25 protein-coding genes are annotated in these 26,430 nt (G+C 32.8%); 8 read left to right on the top strand and 17 right to left on the bottom strand.

Annotated features, from left to right (window positions below; all coding sequences use genetic code 11):
- Positions 1-100: 100 nt before the first annotated feature.
- Positions 101-355: a hypothetical protein gene (locus Q1A73_RS22125; protein WP_299610278.1), complete on the bottom strand. Its 255-nt coding sequence runs from the start codon at positions 353-355 to the stop codon at positions 101-103.
- Between the two features lie 168 nt (positions 356-523).
- Here Q1A73_RS22125 and kynU point away from each other — a divergent pair, with 168 nt between their 5' ends.
- Positions 524-1,810 carry a kynureninase gene (kynU, locus tag Q1A73_RS22120; protein ID WP_299610275.1) on the top strand — a complete coding sequence of 429 codons (1,287 nt, stop codon included), beginning with the start codon at positions 524-526 and terminating at the stop codon, positions 1,808-1,810.
- Here the strand turns inward: kynU and Q1A73_RS22115 are convergent.
- Positions 1,807-2,664 carry an AraC family transcriptional regulator gene (locus Q1A73_RS22115; protein WP_299610273.1) on the bottom strand — a complete coding sequence of 286 codons (858 nt, stop codon included), beginning with the start codon at positions 2,662-2,664 and terminating at the stop codon, positions 1,807-1,809. The two genes, kynU and Q1A73_RS22115, sit on opposite strands and share 4 nt — an antisense overlap.
- 138 nt (positions 2,665-2,802) lie before the next feature.
- On the opposite strand from Q1A73_RS22115, the gene Q1A73_RS22110 reads away from it, so the two are divergent.
- Complete coding sequence (locus Q1A73_RS22110; protein ID WP_299610270.1) at positions 2,803-3,966, top strand: MFS transporter; 1,164 nt, start codon at positions 2,803-2,805, stop codon at positions 3,964-3,966.
- Between the two features lie 19 nt (positions 3,967-3,985).
- On the opposite strand, the gene Q1A73_RS22105 is transcribed toward Q1A73_RS22110, so the two are convergent.
- The 5 genes from Q1A73_RS22105 to Q1A73_RS22085 form a co-directional block, all read right to left on the bottom strand.
- Entirely contained in the window at positions 3,986-4,699 is a 714-nt protein-coding gene (locus Q1A73_RS22105) for a hypothetical protein (RefSeq protein WP_299610268.1), read from the bottom strand.
- A 154-nt stretch (positions 4,700-4,853) separates the two neighbouring features.
- Positions 4,854-5,222 carry a cupredoxin domain-containing protein gene (locus Q1A73_RS22100; RefSeq protein WP_299610265.1) on the bottom strand — a complete coding sequence of 123 codons (369 nt, stop codon included), beginning with the start codon at positions 5,220-5,222 and terminating at the stop codon, positions 4,854-4,856.
- 130 nt (positions 5,223-5,352) lie between these two features.
- Positions 5,353-5,901: a carboxymuconolactone decarboxylase family protein gene (locus Q1A73_RS22095; RefSeq protein ID WP_299610262.1), complete on the bottom strand. Its 549-nt coding sequence runs from the start codon at positions 5,899-5,901 to the stop codon at positions 5,353-5,355.
- A 460-nt stretch (positions 5,902-6,361) separates the two neighbouring features.
- A complete protein-coding gene (locus tag Q1A73_RS22090) occupies positions 6,362-6,733 on the bottom strand; it encodes a DoxX family membrane protein (protein ID WP_299610259.1) in 372 nt (123 codons plus the stop codon).
- A 31-nt stretch (positions 6,734-6,764) separates the two neighbouring features.
- Positions 6,765-7,232, bottom strand: coding sequence for a hypothetical protein (locus Q1A73_RS22085; protein WP_299610253.1), 468 nt, complete (start codon positions 7,230-7,232; stop codon positions 6,765-6,767).
- A 293-nt stretch (positions 7,233-7,525) separates the two neighbouring features.
- Here Q1A73_RS22085 and Q1A73_RS22080 point away from each other — a divergent pair, with 293 nt between their 5' ends.
- Both Q1A73_RS22080 and Q1A73_RS22075 read left to right on the top strand, forming a co-directional pair.
- Positions 7,526-8,326, top strand: coding sequence for a class I SAM-dependent methyltransferase (locus Q1A73_RS22080; protein ID WP_299610250.1), 801 nt, complete (start codon positions 7,526-7,528; stop codon positions 8,324-8,326).
- 149 nt (positions 8,327-8,475) lie between these two features.
- Positions 8,476-9,840 carry an NAD(P)/FAD-dependent oxidoreductase gene (locus Q1A73_RS22075; RefSeq protein WP_299610249.1) on the top strand — a complete coding sequence of 455 codons (1,365 nt, stop codon included), beginning with the start codon at positions 8,476-8,478 and terminating at the stop codon, positions 9,838-9,840.
- A 2-nt stretch (positions 9,841-9,842) separates the two neighbouring features.
- Here Q1A73_RS22075 and Q1A73_RS22070 read toward each other — a convergent pair whose 3' ends face one another.
- The 8 genes from Q1A73_RS22070 to Q1A73_RS22035 form a co-directional block, all read right to left on the bottom strand.
- Complete coding sequence (locus Q1A73_RS22070) at positions 9,843-11,207, bottom strand: aldehyde dehydrogenase family protein (RefSeq protein ID WP_299610248.1); 1,365 nt, start codon at positions 11,205-11,207, stop codon at positions 9,843-9,845.
- A gap of 39 nt (positions 11,208-11,246) precedes the next feature.
- Positions 11,247-12,179: a sterol desaturase family protein gene (locus Q1A73_RS22065; RefSeq protein WP_299610245.1), complete on the bottom strand. Its 933-nt coding sequence runs from the start codon at positions 12,177-12,179 to the stop codon at positions 11,247-11,249.
- Positions 12,180-12,323: 144 nt separating this feature from the next.
- A complete protein-coding gene (locus Q1A73_RS22060) occupies positions 12,324-12,749 on the bottom strand; it encodes a VOC family protein (protein ID WP_299610243.1) in 426 nt (141 codons plus the stop codon).
- 125 nt (positions 12,750-12,874) lie between these two features.
- A complete protein-coding gene (rluF, locus tag Q1A73_RS22055; RefSeq protein WP_299610240.1) occupies positions 12,875-13,729 on the bottom strand; it encodes a 23S rRNA pseudouridine(2604) synthase RluF in 855 nt (284 codons plus the stop codon).
- A 125-nt stretch (positions 13,730-13,854) separates the two neighbouring features.
- Positions 13,855-14,694, bottom strand: coding sequence for an alpha/beta hydrolase (locus Q1A73_RS22050; RefSeq protein ID WP_299610237.1), 840 nt, complete (start codon positions 14,692-14,694; stop codon positions 13,855-13,857).
- Positions 14,691-15,059 (bottom strand): cupin domain-containing protein, encoded by a 369-nt coding sequence (locus tag Q1A73_RS22045; protein WP_299610325.1) that lies wholly within the window; start codon positions 15,057-15,059, stop codon positions 14,691-14,693. The genes Q1A73_RS22050 and Q1A73_RS22045 overlap by 4 nt, the downstream gene beginning before the upstream one ends.
- A gap of 18 nt (positions 15,060-15,077) precedes the next feature.
- A complete protein-coding gene (locus Q1A73_RS22040; RefSeq protein WP_299610234.1) occupies positions 15,078-15,644 on the bottom strand; it encodes a hypothetical protein in 567 nt (188 codons plus the stop codon).
- A gap of 45 nt (positions 15,645-15,689) precedes the next feature.
- Positions 15,690-17,225, bottom strand: a complete 1,536-nt coding sequence (locus tag Q1A73_RS22035; RefSeq protein WP_299610232.1) for a helicase HerA-like domain-containing protein — start codon at positions 17,223-17,225, stop codon at positions 15,690-15,692.
- Positions 17,226-17,379: 154 nt separating this feature from the next.
- On the opposite strand from Q1A73_RS22035, the gene Q1A73_RS22030 reads away from it, so the two are divergent.
- Together Q1A73_RS22030 and Q1A73_RS22025 are read left to right on the top strand one after the other, a co-directional pair.
- Positions 17,380-17,835 (top strand): RidA family protein, encoded by a 456-nt coding sequence (locus Q1A73_RS22030; RefSeq protein ID WP_299610229.1) that lies wholly within the window; start codon positions 17,380-17,382, stop codon positions 17,833-17,835.
- A 141-nt stretch (positions 17,836-17,976) separates the two neighbouring features.
- A complete protein-coding gene (locus tag Q1A73_RS22025) occupies positions 17,977-18,606 on the top strand; it encodes a 7-carboxy-7-deazaguanine synthase QueE (protein WP_299610228.1) in 630 nt (209 codons plus the stop codon).
- Between the two features lie 1,375 nt (positions 18,607-19,981).
- On the opposite strand, the gene Q1A73_RS22020 is transcribed toward Q1A73_RS22025, so the two are convergent.
- Entirely contained in the window at positions 19,982-20,515 is a 534-nt protein-coding gene (locus Q1A73_RS22020; protein WP_299610225.1) for a DUF2911 domain-containing protein, read from the bottom strand.
- A 258-nt stretch (positions 20,516-20,773) separates the two neighbouring features.
- On the opposite strand from Q1A73_RS22020, the gene asnB reads away from it, so the two are divergent.
- Positions 20,774-22,459, top strand: a complete 1,686-nt coding sequence (asnB, locus tag Q1A73_RS22015) for an asparagine synthase B (RefSeq protein ID WP_299610223.1) — start codon at positions 20,774-20,776, stop codon at positions 22,457-22,459.
- Positions 22,460-22,580: 121 nt separating this feature from the next.
- On the opposite strand, the gene Q1A73_RS22010 is transcribed toward asnB, so the two are convergent.
- The gene (locus Q1A73_RS22010; RefSeq protein WP_299610221.1) at positions 22,581-23,762 is read right to left on the bottom strand and encodes a M12 family metallopeptidase; all 1,182 of its coding nucleotides are present in this window, start codon (positions 23,760-23,762) and stop codon (positions 22,581-22,583) included.
- A gap of 491 nt (positions 23,763-24,253) precedes the next feature.
- Between Q1A73_RS22010 and gyrB the strand changes: the two genes are divergently transcribed.
- A complete protein-coding gene (gyrB, locus tag Q1A73_RS22005; RefSeq protein ID WP_299610219.1) occupies positions 24,254-26,194 on the top strand; it encodes a DNA topoisomerase (ATP-hydrolyzing) subunit B in 1,941 nt (646 codons plus the stop codon).
- Positions 26,195-26,430 lie beyond the last annotated feature (236 nt).

Here is a 26,430-nt window from a genome sequence, read left to right as displayed (position 1 = left end):
TCTCAGTTTTAGACTAGATATTAGAAGTGATGCTAGATCTAGATCAAAACATAGACTGTGAGACCTTGAAATAAAAGAAAAGAAATAATTCTTTATGTAATTAAAGGCAGCATTGCCCGTTAATATGTGTTCCAAAGCAAGTTGCGCCCGATGGACTTGGAACTGCGCATAGATCGCCACCACCAGATGGACAAAAGAATAAAGAAAAACATCCAGATGGACAATCAGATAAAGAAATCAAACCGCCAGAGATAGCACTTTGGGACTCTTTAGATAATTCATTAGCCCCGCTTACTTCTAAAATTTTTTTTAACATGTTTAGTAAGTTTAAAAAAATGATTATGTGCCCGAACATTTAAAGACACTCAGGTTATATGTCTGCAATTAGGGTATATTAAGGTAGGCAGTTTTAAATGTGTGTTTAATATAATAATAAGTGATAATTTCCCCACTAATTTTAACAAGGTTTTAAAAGATTATTTAATCTCAGTTCTTATATGTATTTTTGAAATAAAACTCAAGAATGCAATTCGAAAATAGCAGAGAATTTGCTAAGAAATTGGATCGGCAGGATCCTTTAAAATCATATAGAGATCGTTTTCTTTTCCCAAAAGTTAATAATAAGCAAGTCATTTATTTTACAGGAAATTCTTTAGGGCTTCAACCTAGAAATACAAAGAAGTATGTGGATGAGGTAATGAAGGATTGGGCAGAGCTTGCCGTAGAAGGTCATTTTTATGCAGATAAACCTTGGTGGGATTATCATGAAAGAATGGCAAAACCATTGAGTAAGATAGTAGGTGCTAAACCTTCGGAGATTACTGTAATGAACACCTTAACGGTGAACTTGCATTTACTCATGATTTCCTTTTATCGTCCTCAAGGAAAACGATATAAAATCATATGCGAAGAAAAAGCTTTTCCGAGTGATCAATATATGCTTCAAAGTCAAGTCCGATTTCATGGATATGATCCAAATGATGCCATTGTGGAAATAAAAAAGCGTCCAGGAGAACATAATTTTAGGACTGAAGATATTCTTAGCACTATCGAATCTGTAGGAGAGGAGTGTGCTCTAATTCTTATGGGTGGTGTTAATTATTATACAGGACAAGTTTTTGATATGAAAACCATTACAAAAGCAGGACATGATATTGGAGCTTTTGTAGGTTGGGATCTAGCACACGGTGCTGGAAATATTGAGTTGCAACTTCATGATTGGGATGTTGATTTTGCCTCTTGGTGCAGTTATAAATATATGAATAGTGGTCCTGGAAATGCTTCAGGATGTTTTGTACATGAAAGATTTCATGATCAAAAAGATATTCCTCGTTTTGAAGGTTGGTGGGGAACAAAAAAAGAGTCTAGGTTTTTAATGAAACCTGAGTTCGAACCAATGCCTAATGCGGATGCTTGGCAATTGAGTAATGCTCCGATCTTGTCATTGGCACCATATCTTGCTTCTTTAGAACTATTTGATGAAGTAGGTATGGAAGCTTTGCTAGAAAAGAGAAACCTAATTGTAGCATATTTAGAATTTGTATTGAATTCTATCGATGCAGAAGTAGAAAGTACTTTTGAAGTTATAACCCCATCAAAGCAGGACGAAAGAGGGACACAACTTTCCGTTTTTCTTCATGGAGAAGGGCGAAAATTATTCGACTTTTTAATGAAAAATGGGGTAATTGTAGATTGGAGAGAGCCTAATGTGATAAGATTAGCACCTGCACCATTTTATTGTTCTTATGAGGATATGTACGAATTTGGGCAGATTCTTAAACAGGGAATTTTAAATAAAGATTCAAACTAGTTATTATCTAAATGATTTATATAATCTGAAGGAGAAGTATCGGTGTGTTTTTTGAATTGTTTACAAAAATATGATGGGTCGTTAAAACCACATTGATATGCTACCTCAGAAATTGACATCGTTTTGTTTTCAAAGTATTCCTGAGCCTTTTTGATTCTAAACTCGTTTAAAAAGCTAATAAAACTTTTATTTGTGGCTGCTTTAAACATTCGACAAAACGAATTGGTGGTTAATCCTAATTCTTTGGCAATTGCTTTTGATTGTATTTTTTGAGAATAGTTTTTATTTATATATTCAAAGACTCTTGAAATTCTTGGTAATGCGGTTTTATCAATTTCCAAAAGATCGGCAGATTTGATGACCGGAGTATTATCTTTTGAAACAGAAAGCTGATATAAGATATTCATAAAATTGAGTAGTTTCTCGGTGTCATTTTGAGATGCCAATTTTAGAAATGAATTAGATAGTTTATCCTTGGTCTCTTTAGAAAAAATACATCCTTTCAATGTTTTTTGAATAAACCTTTGTATACTCGAAAATTCTGGAAATACTTTTAACTTCTCTTGAATGAAATTTTGATTAAATTGAATTACAACTTCTACATTATCCTCTAGATCTTTATTTCCAAAAGGCATATGAGGAATATTTGGACCAAGAAAAATTAAGAGTCCATCTTTATAACTTTTGATATTAGATCCTACTTGGATAATGCCATTTCCGTTTTTAATAAAAACTATTTCATACTCAGGATGTAAATGCCAGTTTATTTCATTACAAAGAGCATCTTTGGTATAGCTTTCTATTTTTAACGATTTAGATTGTTCAACATAAATTTGCTCGTACGATAATTTCATAAAACAAAATTATCATAATAGGCTATATATAAAGCTATAAAAGAATAAATTGTTTCAGTATTTGAATATTTTGTGTTATTTATACCTAATATTTTGTTAGTAATTTTGAGAAATACTTAAAAGTTTAAATAGCAGATTTTGAATTCTTTATATCTTATTCTTACAAAACTACGTTACTTTGGTCCAGCTTGGGTTTTCGCATCTCTTAATATCATGACAGGTACTTGGGTGTTGTATATACCAAAGGTAAGAGCAAAATTGGCCATTGATGACGCACAGTTAGGAATTGCCTTATTTTGTTTTGCATTAGGAACTCTTACCATGATTCCAATATCTTCATTGATTATAAAACGAATTGGAGTAGGAAAGACAACGATAATAGGAATCATTATTTTTTCTTTACTTTTTTTAATCCCCTTACTAGCTCCTACATATTTGTTATTATGTGCTGTTTTATATCTGGTGGGATTATTCGCTTGCTTAACAGATATCGCTATGAATGCTCTGGTGTCTGAAATAGAACAGACAGATGCAGTTCATATCATGTCCGCTTCGCATGGTTTTTTTAGTTTAGGAGGTGTTATCGGGGCAGGTATCGGAGGCTTTTTAATAACCAAGATAGAAGTCCCTATTATTCATATGTTATTGGCGACTACTTTCGTTATCATAACAAATCTTTTGGTTTGTAGCGCTTATGTTATGATTAAAGGAAAAAAAGAAGAAAGTACTAAGAAGTCTTTCGATTTTAAAATTGTAAAACCTTTATTAGGATTAACTGTGATTGCTTTTTTGATAATGGGTAGCGAAGGTGCGATAGAGCATTGGAGTAAACTCTATATGCAGGATGTTGTAAAAATTTCTTCTGAGAAAATCTCTGGTTTTGGATTTGTAGCTTTTTCTCTTATGATGACGATAGGTCGATTTTTTGGAGATGCAGTGAGTAAAAGTTTTGGATCTTTAACAATTATCATAGGAGGAGCTTCTATTAGTGCTTTAGGATTTATTTCTGTTCTGAGTAGTACTTTAATACTTAGTGTACTTGGTTTTGGACTGATAGGTTTGGGATTCTCCGTGATTATCCCAGAATTATTTAGATTAGCTGGAAAAACAAAAGGAGTCTCACCTGCAGAAGGAATATCATTCGTTGCTGGATTTGGATATCTTGGCTTTTTGATCAGTCCTCCATTCCTTGGTTTTTTATCCAAAATTGAAAGCCTGAAACTCAGTTTTACTGCATTACTAGTGGCTACACTAATCGCTTTAATGGTAACTCTATTTATTTCTAAAAGAAGATCTAATTAGCTTGCGTAGCTAATAATAGTTATTTGTCTGTAATCACTTCAATATTTGTGAAGTAAAGTTTCCAGTTACCTTCGTTTTTCTGATGAGTTTTCGCAATTTGTATCCCGTTGAAGCTTTCATAATCTTCCCACGAAGTTATCAATGATGGTTCTGGTTTGTTTTTTTCTCTAAATACCCATTCTTTTATTTTAAAATCTCCTTCGAAATAGAAATCATACGCATCTCCAGGTGTATATCCACCTTCATTTTTATAAACGATAGTGAGTTTCTGCATTTCTTTATTGCTAATAGGAGCTATTGCTTTTACTTCATGTGAGGATGTAAAGCTGTTGTGATCCCAAACCAAATTAAAAGGTGCTAATAACCAATACTTATCATTAATAAAACCTTGGTCGGCTCTTATAGCAACACTGTCGATATTTGAGCGGTTATATACAATTGTGTCCTTGGCAGTGGTTAGAATGATTTCATTTTTTTTTGGTTTCCAGTTCCAAGAACGTTCGTAATGACTACTGTCGCGATCTATGTTAAAAGTAAATTTAATTTCTTGCACTTTTTCCCATTGATCAAAACCATTTGCTAAGGCTATTGCTTCTGTAGTGCTAAGAATTTTAGTAATTGTTTTCTCTTCCTTTATTTCGTCATTGTTATCGTATGTGTATTGTTTTTTAGCATCTTTTTTACACGAAAAAACAATAAAAGAACATAAAAGTAGTCCAACTAGATATCTCATTATAATGGAAATTTTAGGCTAAAATATATAAAGCAATGCCTGGATCAATTTTATTAACAAGGTTTTAGGTTTTTATCTAAGTTTAGTGGATATTATTTAAAACAAAAAACTCCCTTAAAAAAAGGGAGTTTTAAAGTTTAATATTTCAAAATAATTACTCTACAATAAGTTTATATTGTGGAGTTTTATTTAATGGACAAAAATAAGTGTATTCTCCTTTTTGTAACGTTACTGTTTTTGAACTCTCAGTTTTTCCTTCTGCTACAACTTTAGTTACATAAGCTTCCTGAATATGATTTTTAGGATTAGAAGCGTCTTTTCCAGCTGGTACTAGAACAAACCCAACATCAGTACCTGAGTTGTTATTTGAAATATTGAAAACGTAACTTCCTTCTGATAATGTAACTTGTTTTTGAGTAAACTCTCCTTTAGTCTGCTCTAAAGAAACAGTTTTAACATCTTGAGCATTTGCACTTAAAGTAATTGCGAAAATGAATGTGAATAATGTGATTAATTTTTTCATGATTTTAGTATTTAAATAATTAAGGTTGAAAATGATTTTTTTTGATTTTCTGAGAAGAAAGAGTTTCTTTCTGAATTCTTTCTTCTCAGAATTGTCTAATTGTTAGTATTTATTGGTGGTTGATATTTTATTATGCTGTAGTAGTTTCTAATGGTTGTGCTACAGGGAAATCAACAGGAACTTGAGTAGTACTATGAATGTAGTTTGAGATAGTTTTATCACCTACCAATACAATCGTGTCAATTAAGTTCCCTTTATCATATCCAGCCGCAAAGAAATTGTCTACTACTTCTTGATCCGCATGACCTCTATTTTCTGTAATATTCTTAGCTAGTTTAGCCAGCGCATCTAATTTAGAGTCGAAAGAAGCTTGCCCAGCTCTCAATTCTAATATTTGTTCATCTGTAAAACCGTTCATCTTTCCAATTGCAGTATGTGCAGATAAACAATAAATACAATTGTTAACTTCGCTTACCGCTAAGTTTACTACTTCTTTTTCTTTAGCTTTTAATGATGTTTTAGCGTTAGAGAAGTTTAAATAATTTTCTAATGCTGTTTCACTATGTGCGTATGTCGCATAAAGATTAGGAACAAATCCTAACGCTTTTGTAAGATTGTCAAAGATACCTTGGTTGGTACTGTTTACTTCTTCTCTTGTTGGTACATTAATTGTTGCCATGATTGTGATTTTTTAGTATTCTGAGCCAGCGCTTCAGAATGGATTTATATTTAAGTTTTAATTGTTATTTAATTTAACAAGGCAAAGATCCGATCGAAATATGTGTATTAGAATGTTCGTTTTTCCCGATGACTTGTCAATTTTTCCTTCCTCTATTTTTTTGAGGCTATAAAAGGTCTTTCTACATCACAATAAAAATCATGATGACTTCTTTGCTCACAATGAGCTTTTGTATTAAACGTGTTTACAATTGTTTTTTTTCCTTGACGAAAAATTTCTATTAAATTGAATATGGATTTATTATCTACTGTCATTTTGGTATTGTTTTAAATTAACATTACAAAGATGAAGTAATCATAAGGGTTACAGAATGTCATTTTTTCCTAACCGCTTGTAGATTTTTCCCTAAATAAAAAAAACCTCCAAAAATTGGAGGTTTTTTACAGTAAGTATATAAGTTTTAGAAGAATTTAATTTCTCTTCTTTTTATCCAAAGAATAATACCACTTAGAATAAAAGTTAATAATGCGGTGATAAAAAGAACACCTCCATCATTGTTGATTTCAACTCCTAATTTTGTTAAATGCATAAAAATAGCTCCTCCAATAACACCAAGTGTTATCGTAGCACCTATCCATACTGTTTTAGGAATTAATAATAAGATGCCGGCAATTAATTCTACAATTCCGGTGGCTATTCTTCCGTAAGGTTCTAAGCCCACTTTTGAAAAAATATAAACACTGTCGGGGTGCGCAGTAAACTTAAATCTAAGGGTTTGTATAAGAATAATAGCTACAATTATTCTTAGTACCAGGGGTATGGCCTTTTTCATTGTTAAATATTTTCAGAGTTTGTGTTAGTTACTATAGAACGCTGGGTAACGCGTCTATTTTACCATTAAATGTATTCTTTCTAGATATAAAATACAATTGTTCCAGATTGTTATCTTGTGACAATTGATTAGAGAGTTGTGGTAAATTGTTTCGTAAAAAAGTTTCAAAGGAATCTTTGTTTTTACTTCTATTAGCGGCTTTTCGTATGATTTTCAGATAAGAAGCTTTTTCTAACACTATTTTTTCTTTATTTGAATCAAAAAATAAAAGACTACTTTTTCCCTTTAAATTTTTTATTTCTTTTTTGAACTTAATTTCATTTAAAGCGATTAAGTCGTTATTGTATTGACTAAAAGTATTCTTATAGATAGTTTCTTTGGTGTTTTGTAAGTATACTGTCTCTAGTTGAGATTTATACATATCTTCTTGCGAATAAGAAAAGGATAAACTTATCAATGAGAAAATTGCTGTGAAAAATGAATTGTAAAAAGTTTTCATACTACTGGTACGTTTTAAGTAAATCATTAAATTATACTACAATACCGGGGCAAAAAATATGTAGATTAAAAAATCTGAATAATTATGTATGACGTATAGGTCGCAATTGCATTTAAAAAATTACATGTTCCTTTTACCACTTCATAAAATGATCAAATAACTTTCAAAGTTAAGTTGATACAAAATTAATTATTTAACTTGATAAAATATGTTAGGGAAAGTCTAATAAATCTCATTTAATGAAAGCAGTTAAAGTACTTTATATGTAGTTTTGTGAAAAAAGAGGTGATATAATGAGTAAAGATTTTCAAGAATATTTTTCGACCAATAAATCGACTTGGGATACAAAGGTTTCGATACATGCAGCTAGTGAGTTTTATGATGTAAAATCTTTTAAAGATGGGAGAAGCTCTCTTGCAAAATTTGAATTAGAGGCATTGGGAGATGTTTCGGGAAAATCATTATTGCACTTGCAATGTCATTTTGGACAGGATACTCTAAGCTGGAGTAGGATGGGAGCTGAATGTACGGGAATTGATATTTCTGATAAAGGAATAAACCTAGCAAAAGAACTAGCAAAGGAATTAAAGTTAGAAGCTAATTTCTATTGTTGTAATGTATTGGATACTTCTGATCATGTAGAGGAAAAATTCGATATTGTTTTTACGAGTTATGGTGTAATAGGGTGGTTACCCGATTTGAAACCTTGGGGGCAAGTGATTGCAGAAAGATTAAAACCGGGAGGAATCTTTTATATAGTAGAGTTTCATCCTATAGTTTGGATGTTTGATTACCTAGAAGAAACCCCTAAAATGAAATATGGATATCATCAAAAAGAAGCTATCTATGAAGAATACCAGGGTACTTATGCTGATATGAACTCTAGCATGATTAGTAAAGAATATGGGTGGAACCATGGATTGGGAGAGGTAGTGTCTGCTCTATCTGAAGCTGGATTAACTATAGAATACTTAAAAGAATATGATCAATCTCCGTACAACGTGTTTCCTAATATGACAAGGAATAATGACGGAATGTTCGAAACTAAGGATAAATTATACCCAATACTATTTGCTATTAAAGCATTTAAGTAACAATTCATTGATAATTTTTTTACATTTGCTGAAGGTTTTGGTGTCAACAAAAGCTCTGAAGTATATAGAGCTAGTTTGCCAAGAACATTAAAACTCGGATCGTATAATGTTCCTTTTCATATTTTGGCAAACTGGAATCACTTTTACATATGCAACCAAAAAATATAGCTATCGTGGGGAGTGGCCTAGCAGGTTCACTATTAGCAATTTATCTAAGAAAGCGTAACCATAAAGTAACTGTTTTTGATAGAAGACCCGATATCAGACAGGTGAAATTTAGTGGTAGGTCAATTAATCTAGCAATGTCGGTTAGAGGTTGGAAAGCTTTGGATACTGTTGGAATTGGTGAAGAAATTAGAAAACTTGCTATTCCAATGGATAAAAGAACGATGCATGTAAATGACCAACCTATATATCATCAATACTACGGAAAAGAAGGCGAAGCGATATATTCAATTTCCAGAGGGGTATTAAATCGAAAAATGATTAGTTTGGCAGAAGAGTCTGGAGCCGTTTTTAGATTTAATGAAAAAGTGTGGGATGTAAATTTACCAGAAGCTAAAATTTATACAGGAGAGACAGAAAAAGGGGAGTGGAAGGAGTATCAATATGATTTAATTTTTGGATGTGATGGTGCCTTTTCTAGAGTACGACATAAAATGCAGCGAAGAAGTAGATTTGATTATTCACAAGATTTTTTAGATGCAGGATATAAAGAATTAGGTATTCCCGCTAATGAAGATGGAACACATAAATTAGATAAAAATTCACTTCATATTTGGCCTAGAGGAAAGTTTATGTTGATTGCCTTGCCAAATTTAGATGGAAGTTTTACTTGCACCTTATTTATGCCGCATGAAGGGGAGAATTCTTTTGAGAGTTTAAAGACGGATAAAGAGGTAAAAGAATTTTGGCAAAAGTATTTTCCGGATACTATAGATCTTATGCCAACACTTTTAAAAGATTTTAATAATAATCCTACCAGTGCATTAGTTACGATGAAATGTTATCCTTGGAGCTATTGGGATAAAGTTGTTTTGGTAGGAGATTCTGCACACGCTATTGTGCCATTTTATGGACAAGGAATTAATGCTGGTTTTGAGGATATTTCTGTTCTTGATCAGATTATAGAAGACCATAATGGAGAAAATTGGCAAGAGATTTTTGAGGAATATCAAGAAGCTAGAAAACCAAGTGCCGATGCTATTGCAGAACTTTCTTATCGTAATTTTATGGAAATGAGCAGTAAAACTGCGGATTCCAATTTTTTACTTCGAAAGAAAATAGAGAAGCGTTTTTCTGAAAACCATCCCGATAAATGGGTTCCTCTTTATTCTAGAGTCACTTTTACCAATAGACCTTACGCTGAAGCTCTTGCGATTGGAGACCAACAAGCAGCTATTATGGATGAAGTAATGAATATTGATAATATCGAAGAAAAATGGGATAGTGATGAGGTAGAACAGAAAATCTTGGATCTTTTAGATATTCCTGTGTCAGGTGCTATGAAATAATATCATCCAACCAACCTTTTTAACCATTTTAATTTAGTGCTGGTATAAGGAGAATATTTAAGGTTTAACTCTATTAAAAAGGATTTTTCCAAAATGCTTTTGTAATGTGAAAAGGTTTCAAAACCAGCTTTGCCATGATAGCTCCCAATACCACTATCACCTACACCTCCAAATGGTAAATTTTGTTCCATGAAATGCATTACAGCATCATTTACAGCACCTCCTCCAAATGATATCTCCTGTAGTATTTTGTTCTTTATTGTTTTACTTTTTGTAAATACATAACAGGATAGAGGCTTGGATAATTTTTTGATATCGCCAATAGCCTGATCCAGATTATCAAAAGAAATTATTGGTAAAATAGGACCGAAAATCTCTTCTTGCATTACTTTATCAGAAAAAGAAACTCTAGTCATTACGGTTGGCGATATAGTGCGATTTTCAGCATCGCAATTTCCTCCAAAATAAACCTTCTCAGGTTCAATCATATTTTGTAATCGTTCAAAGTTTTTTTGATTTACAATTTGCGTATAATTTTGATTCTCTATTTTATAATCTGCACTCTCGATATGACGTTGTATAGCAACCAATAAATCATCATGTACAGCCTTATCAACCATTACATAATCTGGAGCAATACAAGTCTGACCAGTATTCAAAAATTTAGCCCAAACCAAACGTTTGGCAGTCATGTCGATGTTGACATCTTTGGTAATAATTGCTGGACTTTTTCCTCCAAGTTCTAAAGTTACAGGGGTAAGGTGTTTCGCAGCAGCCTGATATATGATCTTTCCAACTGGAATACTTCCAGTAAAAAATATTTTATCAAATTTTACTTTTAATAATTCTGTAGTTTCTGGTACTCCTCCTTCAATCACTTTAAAGAATTCAGGACTAAAATTTTCATTAATTATTTTAGCCATAACGGAAGAAGAATTAGCTGGTATTTCACTTGGTTTCATAATAACCGTACAACCAGCGGTAATGGCAGCAATTGCAGGTACGATTGATAATTGATATGGATAATTCCAAGCACCCATTACTAAAACAGTTCCGAAAGGTTCAGGTATGATATAGGTTTTTCCAGGAAGATTAGCAAGTCCTGTAGAAACGCTCTTTTTTTTAGACCATTTTTTGATTTTTACCAGAGCTAGATCAATCTCATGGTACATGATCGCAAGCTCAGTCGTGTAAGTTTCGTATTTGGACTTTTTAAAATCTGAGTAGATAGCATTGTATAATAACTCTTCATTTTGTTGTAAAACACTTTTAAGGTGTTTTAATTGTTGTATTCTAAATGAGATATTTTTAGTAGCATTGGTTTCAAAAAAAGCCCTTTGCTTGTCTATGACTTCTTGATAATTCATAGCTAAAAGTATAAAAATATATCTAGAAAAGCATTATGATTATGCCTGCATTTGCTTCTTAAGCTCTAGCTCTTTTTGCATTTGTTTTACCGTGAGAGTACTACCGTCATGACTCCATCCTGGAGGTCCGAAAATGTACATAAACTTGTGATACCAGTTTTTTGATTTTTTGGTGTCGTTCCAAATGTCTTTGTATTCATGGGTAAGTATTACCCAAGGATTATAGGAATTAGGAGCATGAGTAACTCCGTATTGTACTTTTATATTTTCATCAAGTTCTTTCCAAGAACCAAAAATTTTATCAAAGATGTTAAGAATCCCACCATGATTTTTATCCATATACTCTATATTTTTAGAGTGATGCACTTGATGCATGGTATGGGTATTGAGAATTTTTTCAACAAAGCCCATTTTAGGAATAAATACACAGTGTAGTTGGAATTGCCATAAGGCTTCAATTCCTAAACAAACAATAACCATTTCTACAGGAAAACCAATAATCGGTAACCAAACATAGAATAAAGGTTTATATAGTAAAGTAAACCATCCGTTCCGTACAGCAGTACCCAAGTTAAAATTATCTGAGGAATGATGAACTATATGTGCAGCCCAAAAAAACCGTACCATGTGATTTTGTCGATGGAACCAATAATAAGAAAAATCATCTCCCAACATACATAATAGCCATATGGGCCAACTATATCCAAAAGATTCCCATCCCATAATATTAGTTCTTACGCCATCGACCTCGGGATTAAAGAGATCATAAGCATAGTTAAAAAATAGGATGATCGTTATTGTTTTAATTAATGGTCCTAAAATAGCCGAGCCTACGCCCATAAAAACACTCGCGGCTAAATCTTTCCATTCATAAAGTTCTTTGTGTTTACTTGTCTTACTATATGTAAGTTCTACTAAGATTAATCCTAAGAAGCAAGGTACTCCATAGACTAATGGGTTGGTAAAATCCATTCTTTTTCAATTCTTTTCTTTACGGGGCAGAATATAGTAAGAATTTGTAGTAAAACTTTAACATTCGTACCTTTTAAATTAAAAAAGATGGGTTTTTAACGATTGTTTACTAGAAAAGAGTGAATTTTACGAATATGAAAGGGTTTATTTCATGAAAATTTGAGATGGATCTTTAAAAGATTTAAACTCTAAGGCATTTCCGCAAGGGTCATAAAAAAACATTGTAGCCTGCTCTCCAACTTCTCCTTGAAATCTAATATAAGGTTCAATAACAAACTGTATTTTTTTTTCGGATAGCATATTAGCAAATTCTTGCCAAGTATCCCATTCTAGAATAATTCCGAAATGGGGAACTGGAACTTCTTTACCATCCACACTATTGTGATGCGCTTTTTCTTGTTCTGATTTTGGTTTATAATGAATTACTAACTGATGTCCAAAAAAATCAAAGTCTACCCAATGATCACTACTTCGTCCTTCGTTTAAATTAAGTGTGTTGTTATAAAAATCTCTTGCTATTGCTAAATTGTATACAGGAATAGCCAAATGGAAAGGAGATAAGGTGCTCATAATTGAATTAATTAATGTAGTTCTATGTGTTTTTATACTCTCGTTTTATGAACTAAAGTTTGACGTAATTTACCTAGTTCAAAAGGAAAGTTATAGCCCATTAGGATATAATTAACACGCTTCATTTAGCGTCTTCTATCGCTTCTCTTTCTTTTTTTTGAGTGTGAAGAATTTCTTGTGTTATTGTTTTTAGAATTAAAACGTTTAGAAGAATGAGGTGCTTTATCTTCCGATTTTTCTTTTACAAAGGATGCTTCTTCTGTTTTACTCGAATCTCCAACATCTTTATTAATAATGTTTAACTCTTCTTCTGTGAGATATCTCCATTTTCCAACAGGAGTATCTAGATTAATATTCATTATTCGAATTCGCTTTAATCGAGTTACTTCATACCCTAAGTATTCGCACATTCTGCGGATTTGTCGGTTTAAGCCTTGGGTGAGGACAATTCTGAAATCGTATTTGCTAATTTGCTCAACTTCACATTTACGAGTAACAGTATCTAAAATAGGAATCCCATTACCCATTCTTTTAATAAATTGAGGACTAATCAATTTGTTTACAGTAACAATGTATTCCTTTTCGTGATTATTCCTAGCTCTTAAAATTTTATTTACAATATCTCCATCACTAGTTAATAGTATTAGCCCTTCACTAGGTTTGTCCAATCTTCCGATAGGAAAAATTCGTTTAGGATAATTGATATAGTCAATGATATTATCTTTTTCATTTTGTGCAGTTGTACAGACAATTCCTATAGGTTTATGAAAAGCAAGATATACATGTTTTTCTTTAGGTTTAGTTATTAATTCTCCATCCACTCTTACTACATCTTCTGGAGCAACTTTAGTGCCCATTTCTGGTACTTTGTTGTTTATCGTAACACGACCTTGATCAATCAATTTATCTGCTTCTCTTCTCGAGCAGTATCCTACTTCGCTTAAGTATTTGTTGAGTCTGGTAAGGTTCGTATTTGACATATTTTAAATAAAATGCAAATATAGTATTTATAGCTACGATATCTAGGGATCTGAAAATGGCTTTTATGGATAAGTAGTTACAACTAAATCTATTTTAGTCAAAAAAAAAGTGTTTTACGAAGTGCTTATTTTTTTAAAAAGTCAATGATCATATCATCTACTTCGTCAAAAAAGAGAGAATGTCCAAAATCTTCGGTAGTGATGAATTCTGAGTTATTCCAATTTTTATGAATCTTTTCGGATCCAGAATAAGGCGCAATATCATCTAATCGATCATGAATAAGCAAGCCAGGATGTGTTAAGCTTTTAGCAAACTCAGCAACTGAAAACTCTTCGAAATAATAACCGAACTTTTCCTTAAAATAATGACTTAAAGCTGTCATAAATTTATCAGACAGCTTTAATGTTTTTTGATAACCTTCCATAATTACTGCTAATTCTGTAGGAGGTGCTAAGACGATTAGTTTTTGTATCTCCAGATTGGGATACTTGAATTGATGAAAAATTGAAGTCATTCCACCTATAGAATGTCCTATCACATAATTTGGGCGATACAATTCGATAATTTTCTGAAGGCATTCTGCGTATAAGGGCACATTTAATGTTTTTCCTGAGGAGTTTCCGTGCGCCGGAGCGTCAAACGCTATGATGTTATAATTTTTCTGGTGAAGTTTTTCTATGAGTGTTTTCCATCGATGGGTGTTACTATCCCATCCGTGAACCATTAATACAGTTTCTCCCATATTTGGCCATCGGTAGGTTTGTAAATAATGCCCATTTAAAGAAACGACTTCATCTTCTGCTTCTTCTAAGAAATATTCTTGATCCGGTAATATTTTTCCTTTCAGTGGTGTGCTAAATAGAATATATGCGCTGCGCAGTGCTTTTTTTTTGTTAAAAAAGAAAAGTAATAAAAGTCGTTTTCCGATTAATATAGGAAGATACTTTTTAAGTTTTTTCTTCATAATTCCTCTCTATGAACGGATTCTATTGAAAAGGCAGGAAGACAAATCGCGATATATTCACATGGCTCATCAAAAGGATTTGCATATTGTATTCTGGTATTTTTTTCAATTTTGATAGACTGACCTGATTCTAAAACGACCTTTTCTCCTTCGATAATAAATTGTTTTTTTCCTTTGATAATATAGGTATATTCATCAAATTCTGGTGTTTGAAAAGGTTCGCTCCATCCTGGAGGTGCTACCATGTGAGCAATACTGACTTGAGTATTTCCATCTGTTGCTCTTCCGAAATGTTCTTCGATTAATTTACCATCTGTAGTAGGGACGACAAATGGTGATTTTTGAATCTGATATTTTTTACCCATAAAGTTATCTTTCGGCATTTATTTTTCTTCCCAGTTAATAATAAAATATTTGATCGCAGCAGTATCTGGTATTTGTGATGCTTCGATTTTGGCAGCAGTATTCGCTTTAAGGCTACTAGGCAAATCTTTTTTGTCTATGGAAATAGAAGCCTGTATACTGTCTATAAAAATAACCGCAGAACTTAGGGTATTATTAATTTTGCTTATCGTATAGTTATCTTTGATGTCCTTAAAAACACTTTTGGTAGATAAACCTGAAGTAGTTTTAAATTTGGAGTCTATAATTTGAACACTTTCTATAGAAGATTCTGGGTTATTTTCTTCTCTGGGTTCTAAAGATAAAAGCTTGGAGCCTCCTTTTTCATAAATCTCTATGGTTTTAGCAACATTTACAAAACTACCACCTTGCGATGCTTTAACGATTGAATCATTGGCATAGATAGAGTCTAATTGACTAACTTTTGTAGTGTTGGTTAATTTTCCAATTCGATTAAAAGATATTTCAAAAGGATCTTGCTTTTTATCTTTCTGACAACTTAATAAACTTAAACTGATTAGTAAAATACAATGAATTTTTTTAAACATAATGTATTAGTTATTCCCAAAGTTAAACTATGATTTGTGCGTTGTTTAGCGTAATAATTTATTAAGAACTCCAAGTGCTCCTCGTATAAAAGTTGCACTTGTTAATACTTTGATAACTGCTTTTTCAGTGGTGCTAGCTCTTCTGCTTTTTGATCTCGAACTAGAGGAAGTTCTTTTTAACTTCTCTCGCTCTTTTTTTGCAGCAGCTTTAGCTTCTTCTGCTTCTGCTTTTTCTATTTTTTCGTTAAGTATTTCATAGGCACTTTCTCTATCAATATCTTCATTGTACTTTTTAGAAAGTTTAGATGCATTAAGCAATTCTTTTAATTCACTTTCTGAAAGCATATCCATTCTACTCATCGGTGCTCTAAGCATAGTGGCAGCGAGTGGAGTAGGTCTCCCTTTTTCATCCAGTGCAGACACTAAAGCTTCTCCGATTCCTAACGAAGTAAGTACTTCTTTAGTATCATAATATTCAGATATTGGATAATTTTCGGCAGTAAGTTTTATGGCTTTGCGATCTTTGGCGGTAAAAGCTCTTAGCGCATGTTGTACTTTTAAACCTAACTGTCCTAATACTCCATCTGGAACATCAGTAGGATTTTGCGTAACAAAATAAAGGCCAACTCCTTTTGATCGTATTAATTTAACAATACTTTCTATCTGATCCATTAAGGCATTAGAGGCTTGCTTAAAGATAAGATGAGCTTCGTCTAGAAAAATAATTAATTCTGGTCTTCCGCTATCACCTTGTTCTGGAAAGGTGCTATATACCTCTGCCAAAAGACTTAACATAAACGTAGAAAATAGTTTTGGTCTGTCTTGTATATCAGTTAATCTAAGGATGTTTATAAATCCTCTTCCGTCGTCATCTACTCTGCATAAATCTTGAACCTCAAAAGATCTTTCACCAAAAAAGATATCTGCTCCTTGTTGTTCTAATGCAACAATTTTACGAAGAATAGAACCTGTAGAAGCGGTAGAAATTCTTCCGTAGTCTTTTTCTAATTCCTTTTTTCCTTCTCCAGTAGCATATTGTAATACTTTTTTTAAATCTTTCAGATCTAACAGTGGTAATTTATTATCATCACAATATTTAAATATTATCGAGATAATACCTGCTTGGGTTTCTGTTACATCAAGAATTCTAGAAAATAAAACCGGACCAAATTCACTAACCGTTGCACGTAGTCTAACTCCATCTTGTTCTGATAAACTAAGAATCTCCACAGGAAAATTCTTAGCTTCAAATGGGATTCCTATTTTTTCATGGCGTTCATCAATTTTAGGATGTCCAGGACTAGCAGCAGCCAAACCACTTAGGTCTCCTTTTATATCCATTAGAAGAACTGGAATACCTTGTTCACTAAGGTTTTCTGCTAATACCTGAAGCGTTTTTGTTTTACCAGTACCTGTTGCACCTGCAATTAATCCATGACGGTTTAGCGTCTTAAGAGGAATTTTAACATGTGCATTCGTTACTGTTTCTCCATTATGCATAGCCGCTCCTAAGGCGATAAAATCTCCTTTGGTAGTATACCCCTTAGTTATATGATCAAGGAATTCTTGATTAGTACTCATAGTTGATGTAAATTTTGATAAAAATAGGAATCTTACTTCTTCTATCGAAATGAATGTAGTTTTGTTTAGGTAAATTTATAATTTTTAAATTAATAAGAAGAAGTGAAGAAAATTATAGTTTTCTTTATCTAGAAAATTTCAAATGTTTAAAACAATGAAAAGGATATATTTTTTTGTGATGCTTATTTCGATGATGTTTAGTTGTGGTAAAAACCAAAGTTCTAATACATCTGTTATTTTCCATAAAACTCATGAGCCAAAGAAGTCAAATGCGCCATTTTCTGATGCAGTACAAGTTGGTAATTTATTTTTTCTTTCTGGTCAAGTTGGAATGGATCATACTACTCGAAAATTAGTAAGTGGTGGAATTAAGGCAGAAACAAAACAAACTTTAGAGAATATTAAAGCTGTACTGGCGCATCATGATATGGAGATGAATGATGTGGTAAAATGTACAGTGATTCTTTCTGATATCGCTGATTTTAGTGCTTTTAATGAAGTGTATAAGACATATTTTCCGCAAAAGCCAGCAAGAACTACATTTGCTGCAAAGGGATTGGCTGTAGGTGCTAAAATTGAAATTGAATGTATTGCTACAAAATCTGAATAAATACTTACATCATTTCATATGCGAAATGGTATTAATTCAGATTCCATAATTAAGGAACAGGTTTTATGAAGAAAAACACACTAAATTCGAATGTTGGATAGGGTGTGTCATTCATAATTTATTAGCTACCTTTGCAGCCTTATGCAAAAAAGTGTGGAAAAATTGGTGAATGAGGGTAAAATGCTTCCATTAATGGAAGAGTTTTATACCATACAAGGAGAAGGGTATCATAAAGGTACTGCAGCTTATTTTGTACGAATAGGTGGTTGTGACGTAGGATGTCATTGGTGTGATGTGAAAGAAAGCTGGAATGCAGAGTTACATCCTCCTACAGAAACAGACGTAATTGTAGAGAACGCTGTTAAATATAGCGATGTTGTAGTGGTTACTGGTGGAGAACCACTTACTTGGGATATGACTTTACTTACAAAAGGCTTAAAAGATAAAGGAGCGAAAACGCATATAGAAACTTCAGGTGCTTATCCACTTACTGGAGATTGGGATTGGATATGTCTTTCTCCGAAAAAGGTAAAACTCCCAACACAAGATATTTATCCAAAAGCAGACGAATTAAAATGCATCGTTTATAATAAGAGTGATTTTGCCTTTGCAGAAGAACAAGCCAAGCACGTTTCAGCAGAATGTGTATTGTATTTGCAACCAGAATGGAGTGTACGTGACAAAGTAATTCCAATGATAGTCGATTATGTGATGGAGAATCCTAAGTGGAAGGTTTCGCTACAAACCCATAAATACCTAAATATTCCTTAATTGACTTATTACTTTTACGGTTTTTGACGTTTTTATCGGGTTGAAACTTCTTGATTTTTAAGTAAGTAAGGTTTTTCCGTAAAAATGTAAGAATTTACCCATTGAAAAAAGTAAGAAAAAGTAAGAAAAAACTTTCTTTTGTTTTTTTGTTGTCCTTTTGGTAACAGTTTTTTAACCTATATACATATTATTTTAACTAAAAGTTTAGCGATACCATATTTATTTTTTGATTTTCCTGAAAGTAGTTCTTAATTTTATATAAGTATTTTAAAAACAATATTTTATGAAAAACTTATACTCTATTTTTGGGCTCGATTTTAAAATTGTAATAGATTTTATGAGAGATTTACCTAGTGCTTCTCGATATGCAATGAGAAGATAATAACAAGTTATACTTCGTTTTTAACCATAAGTAAAAGATTACATTATTTTGTAATCTTTTTTTTATGTCTACAAGATGCAAAATTAAGCTTTTGTGAATAGCGTATTTGTTTTGCACCAAGAATAATTCGCTTTTTAGTGATTAAATATTTTCTTTTTAGTAGGTTAGCATTAATTAGGGTGTGGTTTTTAGGGGGATAACCCCCTGAAGACTGTTTGTTTTTTGTAAGTAAAAACGTCAAGTACATTTAGAGTTTTTGTGCTTTTTTGTTCTTTTGGCGATTATAATTATGTTTATAGCTAAAACTTAGATTTTGATATGTTAAAATTTTCATGCCAAGGAGTTTTGCAAGCTATCTTTGTATAAGAAATTAAAAATCAGATTATTATGACAAAATTTTACAATATATTTTCAATAGATTTTAGTGCAATAAGAACATTTTTAAAAGAATTGCCAGCAGCAAGCAGTAATGCAATACACAGGTAGAGGTATTCTAGGTGTAATTTCTAATTAATTGATTTGAGTAAAAAGAAATTATTCTTTAATTGATTCGTAAGTGTATGGGAAGAGGCTTTGTTAAAAAGTAAGATAAATGCCTTTAGAACTTCAAATTAAGTAGGAAAGAAAATACTTGTATAATTGGAAAAATGCGTTGTTAATCGGTAATTTTTTACCAAATATCTAAAAGTACTTACATTTTTTGTTAAAATTGTTGATTTAGAACCTTTTAGATAGTATCTTGTATCGTAATAAATTGGAAATATTATGGGGCTATTTTACACTAAATTCAGATTAACATTTAGGGTTGTCATGGACTTCCTTAAAGAATTACCAGGAGCGTCTAGTCACGCTATACATCGGTAAAAGATTTTTAAACTTATAATCCTTATTATGGTATATATTCATTGAAGATAAGAGATTATTAGGGAAAGATAAAAACGAGATTAATTACTATAATTAATCTCGTTTTTGTTTTATTTCCAATCCGAGGAATTAATTATAAAAAGGAACTTCTACTCTTGTAGTTTCCCATCCTAATACCATATGGTATCCTTTATCTACTTTTTTAAACGCTATTGAAAAAGCTTCTAGTTCATCTCCTGTTCCTGCTGGAACTTTAATTCTAGCTACATCTTTGCCTTCATCATAAGAATAAGCTCCCCATACATCCAAGTCAGAGTTTAATATAATAGTCCACTCTTTTTCACCTGGGATAGTGAATAAAGAATATGTTCCTGCTTTTACAGTTTTTTCTCCTAGTTTCATGTCCTTGAAAAGTTTGATTTCGGTAGCTTCATCAGCTCCTGTTCTCCACACTTTTCCATATGCAACTTTTTCTCCAAGCATCGTTCTTCCTTTTTTCTGAGGTCTACTGTAGATTACTTTAACGTCGGGTTTGGCATTTCTATCCGTTTTAGCATAAGAAATATCGGTTGGACTTTTTTGTAACCCAGCAAATTTCTGAGCATTCATGCTAGTAACAGTTCCTATAAAAAGTAGGATAGCAAATAAGAGTGATTTTTTCATAATTTGTGATTTTATTTTTATAATCGTCGTAAAGATAGAAGCGAACATACATATGAAATGTTAATCACCTCATTAAAGTTCTGTTAAAAGAGAAAATAACAACTTGATACTTTTATTAGCTTTTATTATAAAAAATATTTCATTTTGATAAATAAAAATACTTTTATGTTTTTATTTGAAACTAAAAGAATCTTTTCTGTTTAAATATTGTAACTATTACTTCATCTTTGACTTCTCAATTAATAGAAAAAGAAAGATATGTGTGGAATAGTTTGCGCTTTTGAATTAAAAGAAAAGGCTGAGGTTTTAAGACCACAGCTATTAGAGATGTCAAAAAAAATACGTCATAGAGGACCGGATTGGAGTGGTATCTACTCTGATCAAAAGGCAATTTTGGCTCATGAAAGATTAGCTATAGTGGATCCAGTTTCTGGAAAGCAACCTCTTTTTAGTGAAGATAAAAAATTGGTTCTTGCAGCAAATGGAGAAATTTATAATCATCGTGAAATTCGTAAACAGTTTGATGGTACATATAATTTCCAAACAGAATCCGATTGCGAGGTAATATTAGCTTTATACAAAGAAAAGGGTGTTGAGTTCTTAGATGATTTAAATGGAATCTTTGCTTTTGCGTTATATGATGCGGAAAAAGATTCGTATTTAATTGCGCGAGATCATATGGGTATCATTCCTTTATATATGGGATGGGATCAAAATGGGACTTTTTATGTAGCTTCCGAATTAAAAGCGTTGGAAGGTGTTTGTACCAAAATCGAGTTGTTTCCACCGGGTCATTATTTAGATGGTACAACCGGAGAACTTACAAAATGGTACATTCGTGACTGGTCTGAATATGATGCAGTAAAGGATAATCAAACTAGTATTGATGAGGTTAGAGATGCTTTAGAAGCAGCTGTGCACAGACAATTAATGTCTGATGTTCCTTATGGAGTATTGTTGTCAGGAGGGTTAGATTCTTCAGTTACTTCGGCGATAGCCAAAAAATATTCAGAAAAGAGGGTTGAATCTGGTGATACTAAAGAAGCCTGGTGGCCACAATTGCATTCTTTTTCAGTTGGTTTAGAAGGTTCTCCAGATCTGGCAGCAGCACAAAAGGTAGCCGATCATATTGGTACTATACATCATGAGATCAAGTTTACTATTCAGGAAGGTTTAGATGCAATCAAAGATGTGATCTATAATCTAGAGACCTATGATATTACTACTGTTAGAGCATCTACACCTATGTATTTAATGGCAAGAGTTATTAAGTCGATGGGAGTGAAGATGGTACTTTCTGGTGAAGGTGCAGATGAGATTTTTGGGGGATATTTATATTTCCACAAAGCTCCTAATGCTCAGGAATTTCATGAAGAGACTGTACGGAAATTAAGTAAACTGCATATGTATGATTGTCTAAGAGCTAACAAATCGCTTGCAGCTTGGGGTATCGAAGGAAGGGTGCCTTTCTTAGATAAAGAGTTCATGGATGTAGCGATGAGAATCAATCCACAAGATAAGATGATTAATGGAGAGCGAATGGAAAAGTGGGTAATTCGTAAGGCTTTCGAATCTTACTTGCCAGAAAGTGTAGCTTGGAGACAGAAAGAACAATTTTCTGATGGAGTAGGATATAGTTGGATAGATACACTAAAAGAAGTGGTAGAAAGAGAAGTGACTGATGAACAAATGGCGAATGCTCATTTTAGATTTCCAATTCAAACACCACAAAACAAAGAAGAGTTTTATTACAGATCTATTTTTGAAGGTCATTTTCCAAGTGATGCAGCTGCATTAAGTGTTCCACAAGAACCTTCTGTGGCATGCAGTACGAAAATCGCTTTGGAGTGGGATGAAGCTTTCAAGAATATGAACGACCCAAGTGGAAGAGCGGTAGCAAATGTGCACGACGATGCTTACCTAATGGATGAGGTCGTTCAATAAATAATAATCAAGAAATTTAAGAGTTTCAGCTTGAGTCGCTGAAAGTTGAGTTAATTGAGATGTAAAACCCCAAGAATATTGCATTCTTGGGGTTTTTGTTATGTATAGTGCGTGGTTTTAATTAATTACCGCATCTTCCTTGGTTAGACCATCTCCTATTATCTTGTAAAAGATATAAGTAACCGTTATACGTAACTTGATCACCAGGGGAATAGCTTCTATTACCGCTATAAGGGTCTACACCTTCACAAATATCTGCAGGTTGAGAAGTTCCACATTCTCCTAATCGATTCCATGAGTAAAAATCTCTTTCATATAAGAAACCTTGGTAAGTAACTTTATCTCCAACACTATATCTAATATTTGGAGACCATTCGTCTATACCATCGCAGATGTCATTTTCGTTTCCATCACCATCTCCATCGCCGCCGTCACCGCCATCTCCGTCACCAGAAGGGTATGCTTCATTTGTTCCTGAAATATCTCCAGCGGATAATTCTGCTCGTCTTCTTGGGTGTGTAGTGCCATCTAATTGTACTATGGTTGGCTGACCATTTTTACTAAAAGTGTAAGCTCCGTACATCATAGTAGATTTGATGTCGAACTCTCCAAGGTTCAAGGAGTTTTCATTCTTTCTAAATTGACTTTCTGCTCCATCTTGTATGTTTTCAAACAGTATTCTTACATAATTGTCTCTGTCTGATCTGGTTTGTTCATGAATGTATCCCAGAGTATGACCGATTTCATGGATCATTACAACTTCGCTAGTTCCTGTACCAATATTTATTCTTCCTCTATTTCCGTTTACTCCTAAATTAGCGCTTCCACAGTTACAAGACTGTCCATTATTTATGATAGTAACGTAATAGCTTTCATTAGTACGTTCTTTAAACCGAATATTGGTTTTTGTAGACCATTCTCTCATCGAGTTTAGAGTTACTTGTATCTGATTGTTGGTAAGGCTATTGTCTAAAACGTAAATAATGGTGTTGTTTGGCCATTTTTGTACACCTCTGTAAAAGCCTAACTTTTCATCTAAATCTTCATTGGGTTCTGGATTAGAGTTGTAGCCGACTTTTTGATCAGTTAATTGTCTCGATTCATAAATGATATCTCCACTTAAAAAAGTACCATTTTTTAGATCTTCTACGATAACAACATCATCATTAAAGAATTTTTTTACGACTTCAGTTTCTTGACTACTCGTGATTTCGTCAAAACTTTCGTTTGTACAAGAACTTGCTAAGATTCCAAGACCTATGAAAGCAGCTCTTCCTAAATTGATTAATTGTTTTGTTTTCATTTTAATAAAAGTTGAGTGTGTAGTTATTTTAAAATTATTTGTAGCATTTTGCTATAGCACTTAACGTTACAGAGAGTTTATATTGTAGTAAACAAGGTCGATTTGAAGTGTGTTTTAGTATTCGTAGGTAGTGAATGAGAAATCGTATAAGTTTGCTGAATTTTCTCTTTGTTTTTTTATAAAATCAGCAATTTAAGATTTAATTTTTCTAAGTTTGGAGATGTTGTTTTTTTACAATAAAAAGGAATTAAAATGTTTATTTACAGAGTTTTGTGTTGAATGGTGTGTTAATTGATCAATTATTAATTTAATCTTAAATCCATTTTAAGGCTATTTTTAACGCTTTTAAGAGGTTTTTTGTTTTTTCTGGTCTTGTTCTTAACTAATTGTTGATAACTCTTTAAATCATACTTTCTAAAACGCTTTGAACATTTGACTGTTTTTTTATCTTTGTTTGTTGACCAAAAAATTGTAATTAATATAGCTGATTTATGAGCGAAGAAGCAAAGAAAAATAATTATTCAGCCGATAGTATTCAGGCATTAGAAGGAATGGAGCACGTGAGGATGCGTCCATCGATGTATATAGGTGATGTTGGCGTAAGAGGTTTGCACCATTTGGTATATGAAGTAGTAGATAATTCCATCGATGAAGCACTAGCAGGTCATTGTGATGCTATCGATGTTACTATAAACGAAGATAATTCTATAACGACCAAAGATAATGGTCGTGGTATTCCAGTCGGAATTCATAAAAAAGAAGGAGTTTCTGCATTAGAAGTGGTAATGACCAAAATTGGTGCAGGAGGTAAATTTGATAAAGACTCCTATAAAGTATCAGGAGGTTTGCATGGAGTAGGGGTTTCCTGTGTGAATGCACTTTCTGATCATTTACATGCGATTGTACATAAGGATGGTAAAATATGGGAACAAGAATATGAGAGAGGAAAGCCATTATATCCCGTAAAGTCTACAGGTGATACTGATTTTAACGGTACTATAGTAACCTTTAAGCCGGATGCTACTATTTTTCAGCAGACCTTAGAATACAATTATGATACTTTAGCGAGTCGTATGCGAGAATTGGCATATCTTAATAAAGGAATTACGATCAATCTTACAGATAAACGCCATACAGATGATGATGGTAATTTTGTGTCTGAAACTTTTCATTCAGAAGAGGGATTAAAAGAATTTGTAAAATTCTTAGACGGAAGTCGTAATGCTATTATTGGTGATGTCATTTCTATGGAAGGTGAAAAGAATGATATTCCTGTAGAAGTTGCTATGATCTATAACGATTCCTATGCTGAAAACCTTCACTCTTATGTAAATAATATTAATACGCATGAAGGAGGTACACATCTTTCTGGATTTAGAAGAGGATTAACTTCTACATTAAAGAAATATGCAGATGCTTCTGGAATGCTGGATAAGCTAAAGTTTGAGGTAGCTGGTGACGATTTTAGGGAAGGTTTAACTGCAATTGTTTCTGTAAAAGTAGCAGAGCCTCAATTTGAAGGACAAACAAAAACGAAACTTGGAAACAGAGAGGTTACTTCGGCCGTTTCTCAGGCGGTATCTGAAATGTTAGAAAATTATTTGGAAGAACATCCAAATGATGCTAAGACGATCGTTCAGAAAGTAATTTTAGCTGCTCAAGCAAGACACGCTGCTAAAAAGGCGCGTGAAATGGTGCAGCGTAAAACCGTAATGAGTATCGGAGGGCTTCCTGGTAAGCTTTCTGATTGTTCGGAGCAAGATCCTGCGTTATGTGAAGTGTTCCTTGTGGAGGGTGATTCTGCAGGTGGAACTGCTAAACAAGGTCGTGATAGAATGTTTCAGGCGATATTACCATTAAGAGGTAAAATCCTGAATGTAGAAAAGGCAATGCATCACAAAGTATTCGAAAATGAAGAGATTAAGAATATTTTTACAGCATTAGGTGTTACTATCGGAACAGAAGAGGACAGTAAAGCACTTAACCTGTCGAAGCTTCGTTATCACAAAATTGTAATTATGTGTGATGCGGATGTCGATGGTAGTCACATTTCTACACTGATTCTAACATTCTTTTTCCGCTACATGAAAGAATTGATAGAAGCAGGACATATTTATATAGCAGCACCACCTCTATATTTGGTGAAGAAAGGTGCTAAAAAGCAATATGCTTGGAATGATGATCAACGTGATCGAATTGTTAAAGAGTTTGGTGATAATACTAAGATTCAGCGATATAAGGGTCTTGGAGAGATGAATGCAGAACAGCTTTGGGACACTACTATGAATCCTGAGTATAGAACAATGCGTCAAGTAACTATAGATAATTTAACAGAGGCAGATAGAATATTTTCTATGCTAATGGGGGATGAAGTTCCACCAAGAAGAGAATTTATCGAGAAAAATGCAGTATACGCAAACATTGATGCCTAATATAAATATTGCTAAATAATTTAGAACGAAATCCGTTATACCACGTATAGCGGATTTTTTAATTTCCTTAAGGGAATTGGTAATGATAATTCTGTTGCGGTTTGTGAAAATTTAATTGAGAATAGAAAAGCGTAGGAATTATAGTTGTCATGGATTTGCATTGTGGTTGTAATAACCAAGTGCATCAATATTGATTTAAGTGTTTTGAAATGTATAAAATAAAGTAACTTTCGTAG

This window comes from uncultured Aquimarina sp. (genome assembly GCF_947492115.1).
Lineage (GTDB): Bacteria > Bacteroidota > Bacteroidia > Flavobacteriales > Flavobacteriaceae > Aquimarina.
Note: the sequence above shows the minus strand (reverse complement) of the source record. Positions and strands in the feature narration are given on the sequence as shown.

Bases quoted from the DNA above. Each gene is read 5' to 3' on its own strand.
- Q1A73_RS22125 (WP_299610278.1), bottom strand. From the start codon at position 355: ATGTTCGGGCACATAATCATTTTTTTAAACTTACTAAACATGTTAAAA.
- kynU (WP_299610275.1), top strand. From the start codon at position 524: ATGCAATTCGAAAATAGCAGAGAATTTGCTAAGAAATTGGATCGGCAG.
- Q1A73_RS22115 (WP_299610273.1), bottom strand. From the start codon at position 2,664: ATGAAATTATCGTACGAGCAAATTTATGTTGAACAATCTAAATCGTTA.
- Q1A73_RS22105 (WP_299610268.1), bottom strand. From the start codon at position 4,699: ATGAGATATCTAGTTGGACTACTTTTATGTTCTTTTATTGTTTTTTCG.
- Q1A73_RS22100 (WP_299610265.1), bottom strand. From the start codon at position 5,222: ATGAAAAAATTAATCACATTATTCACATTCATTTTCGCAATTACTTTA.
- Q1A73_RS22095 (WP_299610262.1), bottom strand. From the start codon at position 5,901: ATGGCAACAATTAATGTACCAACAAGAGAAGAAGTAAACAGTACCAAC.
- Q1A73_RS22090 (WP_299610259.1), bottom strand. From the start codon at position 6,733: ATGAAAAAGGCCATACCCCTGGTACTAAGAATAATTGTAGCTATTATT.
- Q1A73_RS22085 (WP_299610253.1), bottom strand. From the start codon at position 7,232: ATGAAAACTTTTTACAATTCATTTTTCACAGCAATTTTCTCATTGATA.
- Q1A73_RS22080 (WP_299610250.1), top strand. From the start codon at position 7,526: ATGAGTAAAGATTTTCAAGAATATTTTTCGACCAATAAATCGACTTGG.
- Q1A73_RS22075 (WP_299610249.1), top strand. From the start codon at position 8,476: ATGCAACCAAAAAATATAGCTATCGTGGGGAGTGGCCTAGCAGGTTCA.
- Q1A73_RS22070 (WP_299610248.1), bottom strand. From the start codon at position 11,207: ATGAATTATCAAGAAGTCATAGACAAGCAAAGGGCTTTTTTTGAAACC.
- Q1A73_RS22065 (WP_299610245.1), bottom strand. From the start codon at position 12,179: ATGGATTTTACCAACCCATTAGTCTATGGAGTACCTTGCTTCTTAGGA.
- Q1A73_RS22060 (WP_299610243.1), bottom strand. From the start codon at position 12,749: ATGAGCACCTTATCTCCTTTCCATTTGGCTATTCCTGTATACAATTTA.
- rluF (WP_299610240.1), bottom strand. From the start codon at position 13,729: ATGTCAAATACGAACCTTACCAGACTCAACAAATACTTAAGCGAAGTA.
- Q1A73_RS22050 (WP_299610237.1), bottom strand. From the start codon at position 14,694: ATGAAGAAAAAACTTAAAAAGTATCTTCCTATATTAATCGGAAAACGA.
- Q1A73_RS22045 (WP_299610325.1), bottom strand. From the start codon at position 15,059: ATGGGTAAAAAATATCAGATTCAAAAATCACCATTTGTCGTCCCTACT.
- Q1A73_RS22040 (WP_299610234.1), bottom strand. From the start codon at position 15,644: ATGTTTAAAAAAATTCATTGTATTTTACTAATCAGTTTAAGTTTATTA.
- Q1A73_RS22035 (WP_299610232.1), bottom strand. From the start codon at position 17,225: ATGAGTACTAATCAAGAATTCCTTGATCATATAACTAAGGGGTATACT.
- Q1A73_RS22030 (WP_299610229.1), top strand. From the start codon at position 17,380: ATGAAAAGGATATATTTTTTTGTGATGCTTATTTCGATGATGTTTAGT.
- Q1A73_RS22025 (WP_299610228.1), top strand. From the start codon at position 17,977: ATGCAAAAAAGTGTGGAAAAATTGGTGAATGAGGGTAAAATGCTTCCA.
- Q1A73_RS22020 (WP_299610225.1), bottom strand. From the start codon at position 20,515: ATGAAAAAATCACTCTTATTTGCTATCCTACTTTTTATAGGAACTGTT.
- asnB (WP_299610223.1), top strand. From the start codon at position 20,774: ATGTGTGGAATAGTTTGCGCTTTTGAATTAAAAGAAAAGGCTGAGGTT.
- Q1A73_RS22010 (WP_299610221.1), bottom strand. From the start codon at position 23,762: ATGAAAACAAAACAATTAATCAATTTAGGAAGAGCTGCTTTCATAGGT.
- gyrB (WP_299610219.1), top strand. From the start codon at position 24,254: ATGAGCGAAGAAGCAAAGAAAAATAATTATTCAGCCGATAGTATTCAG.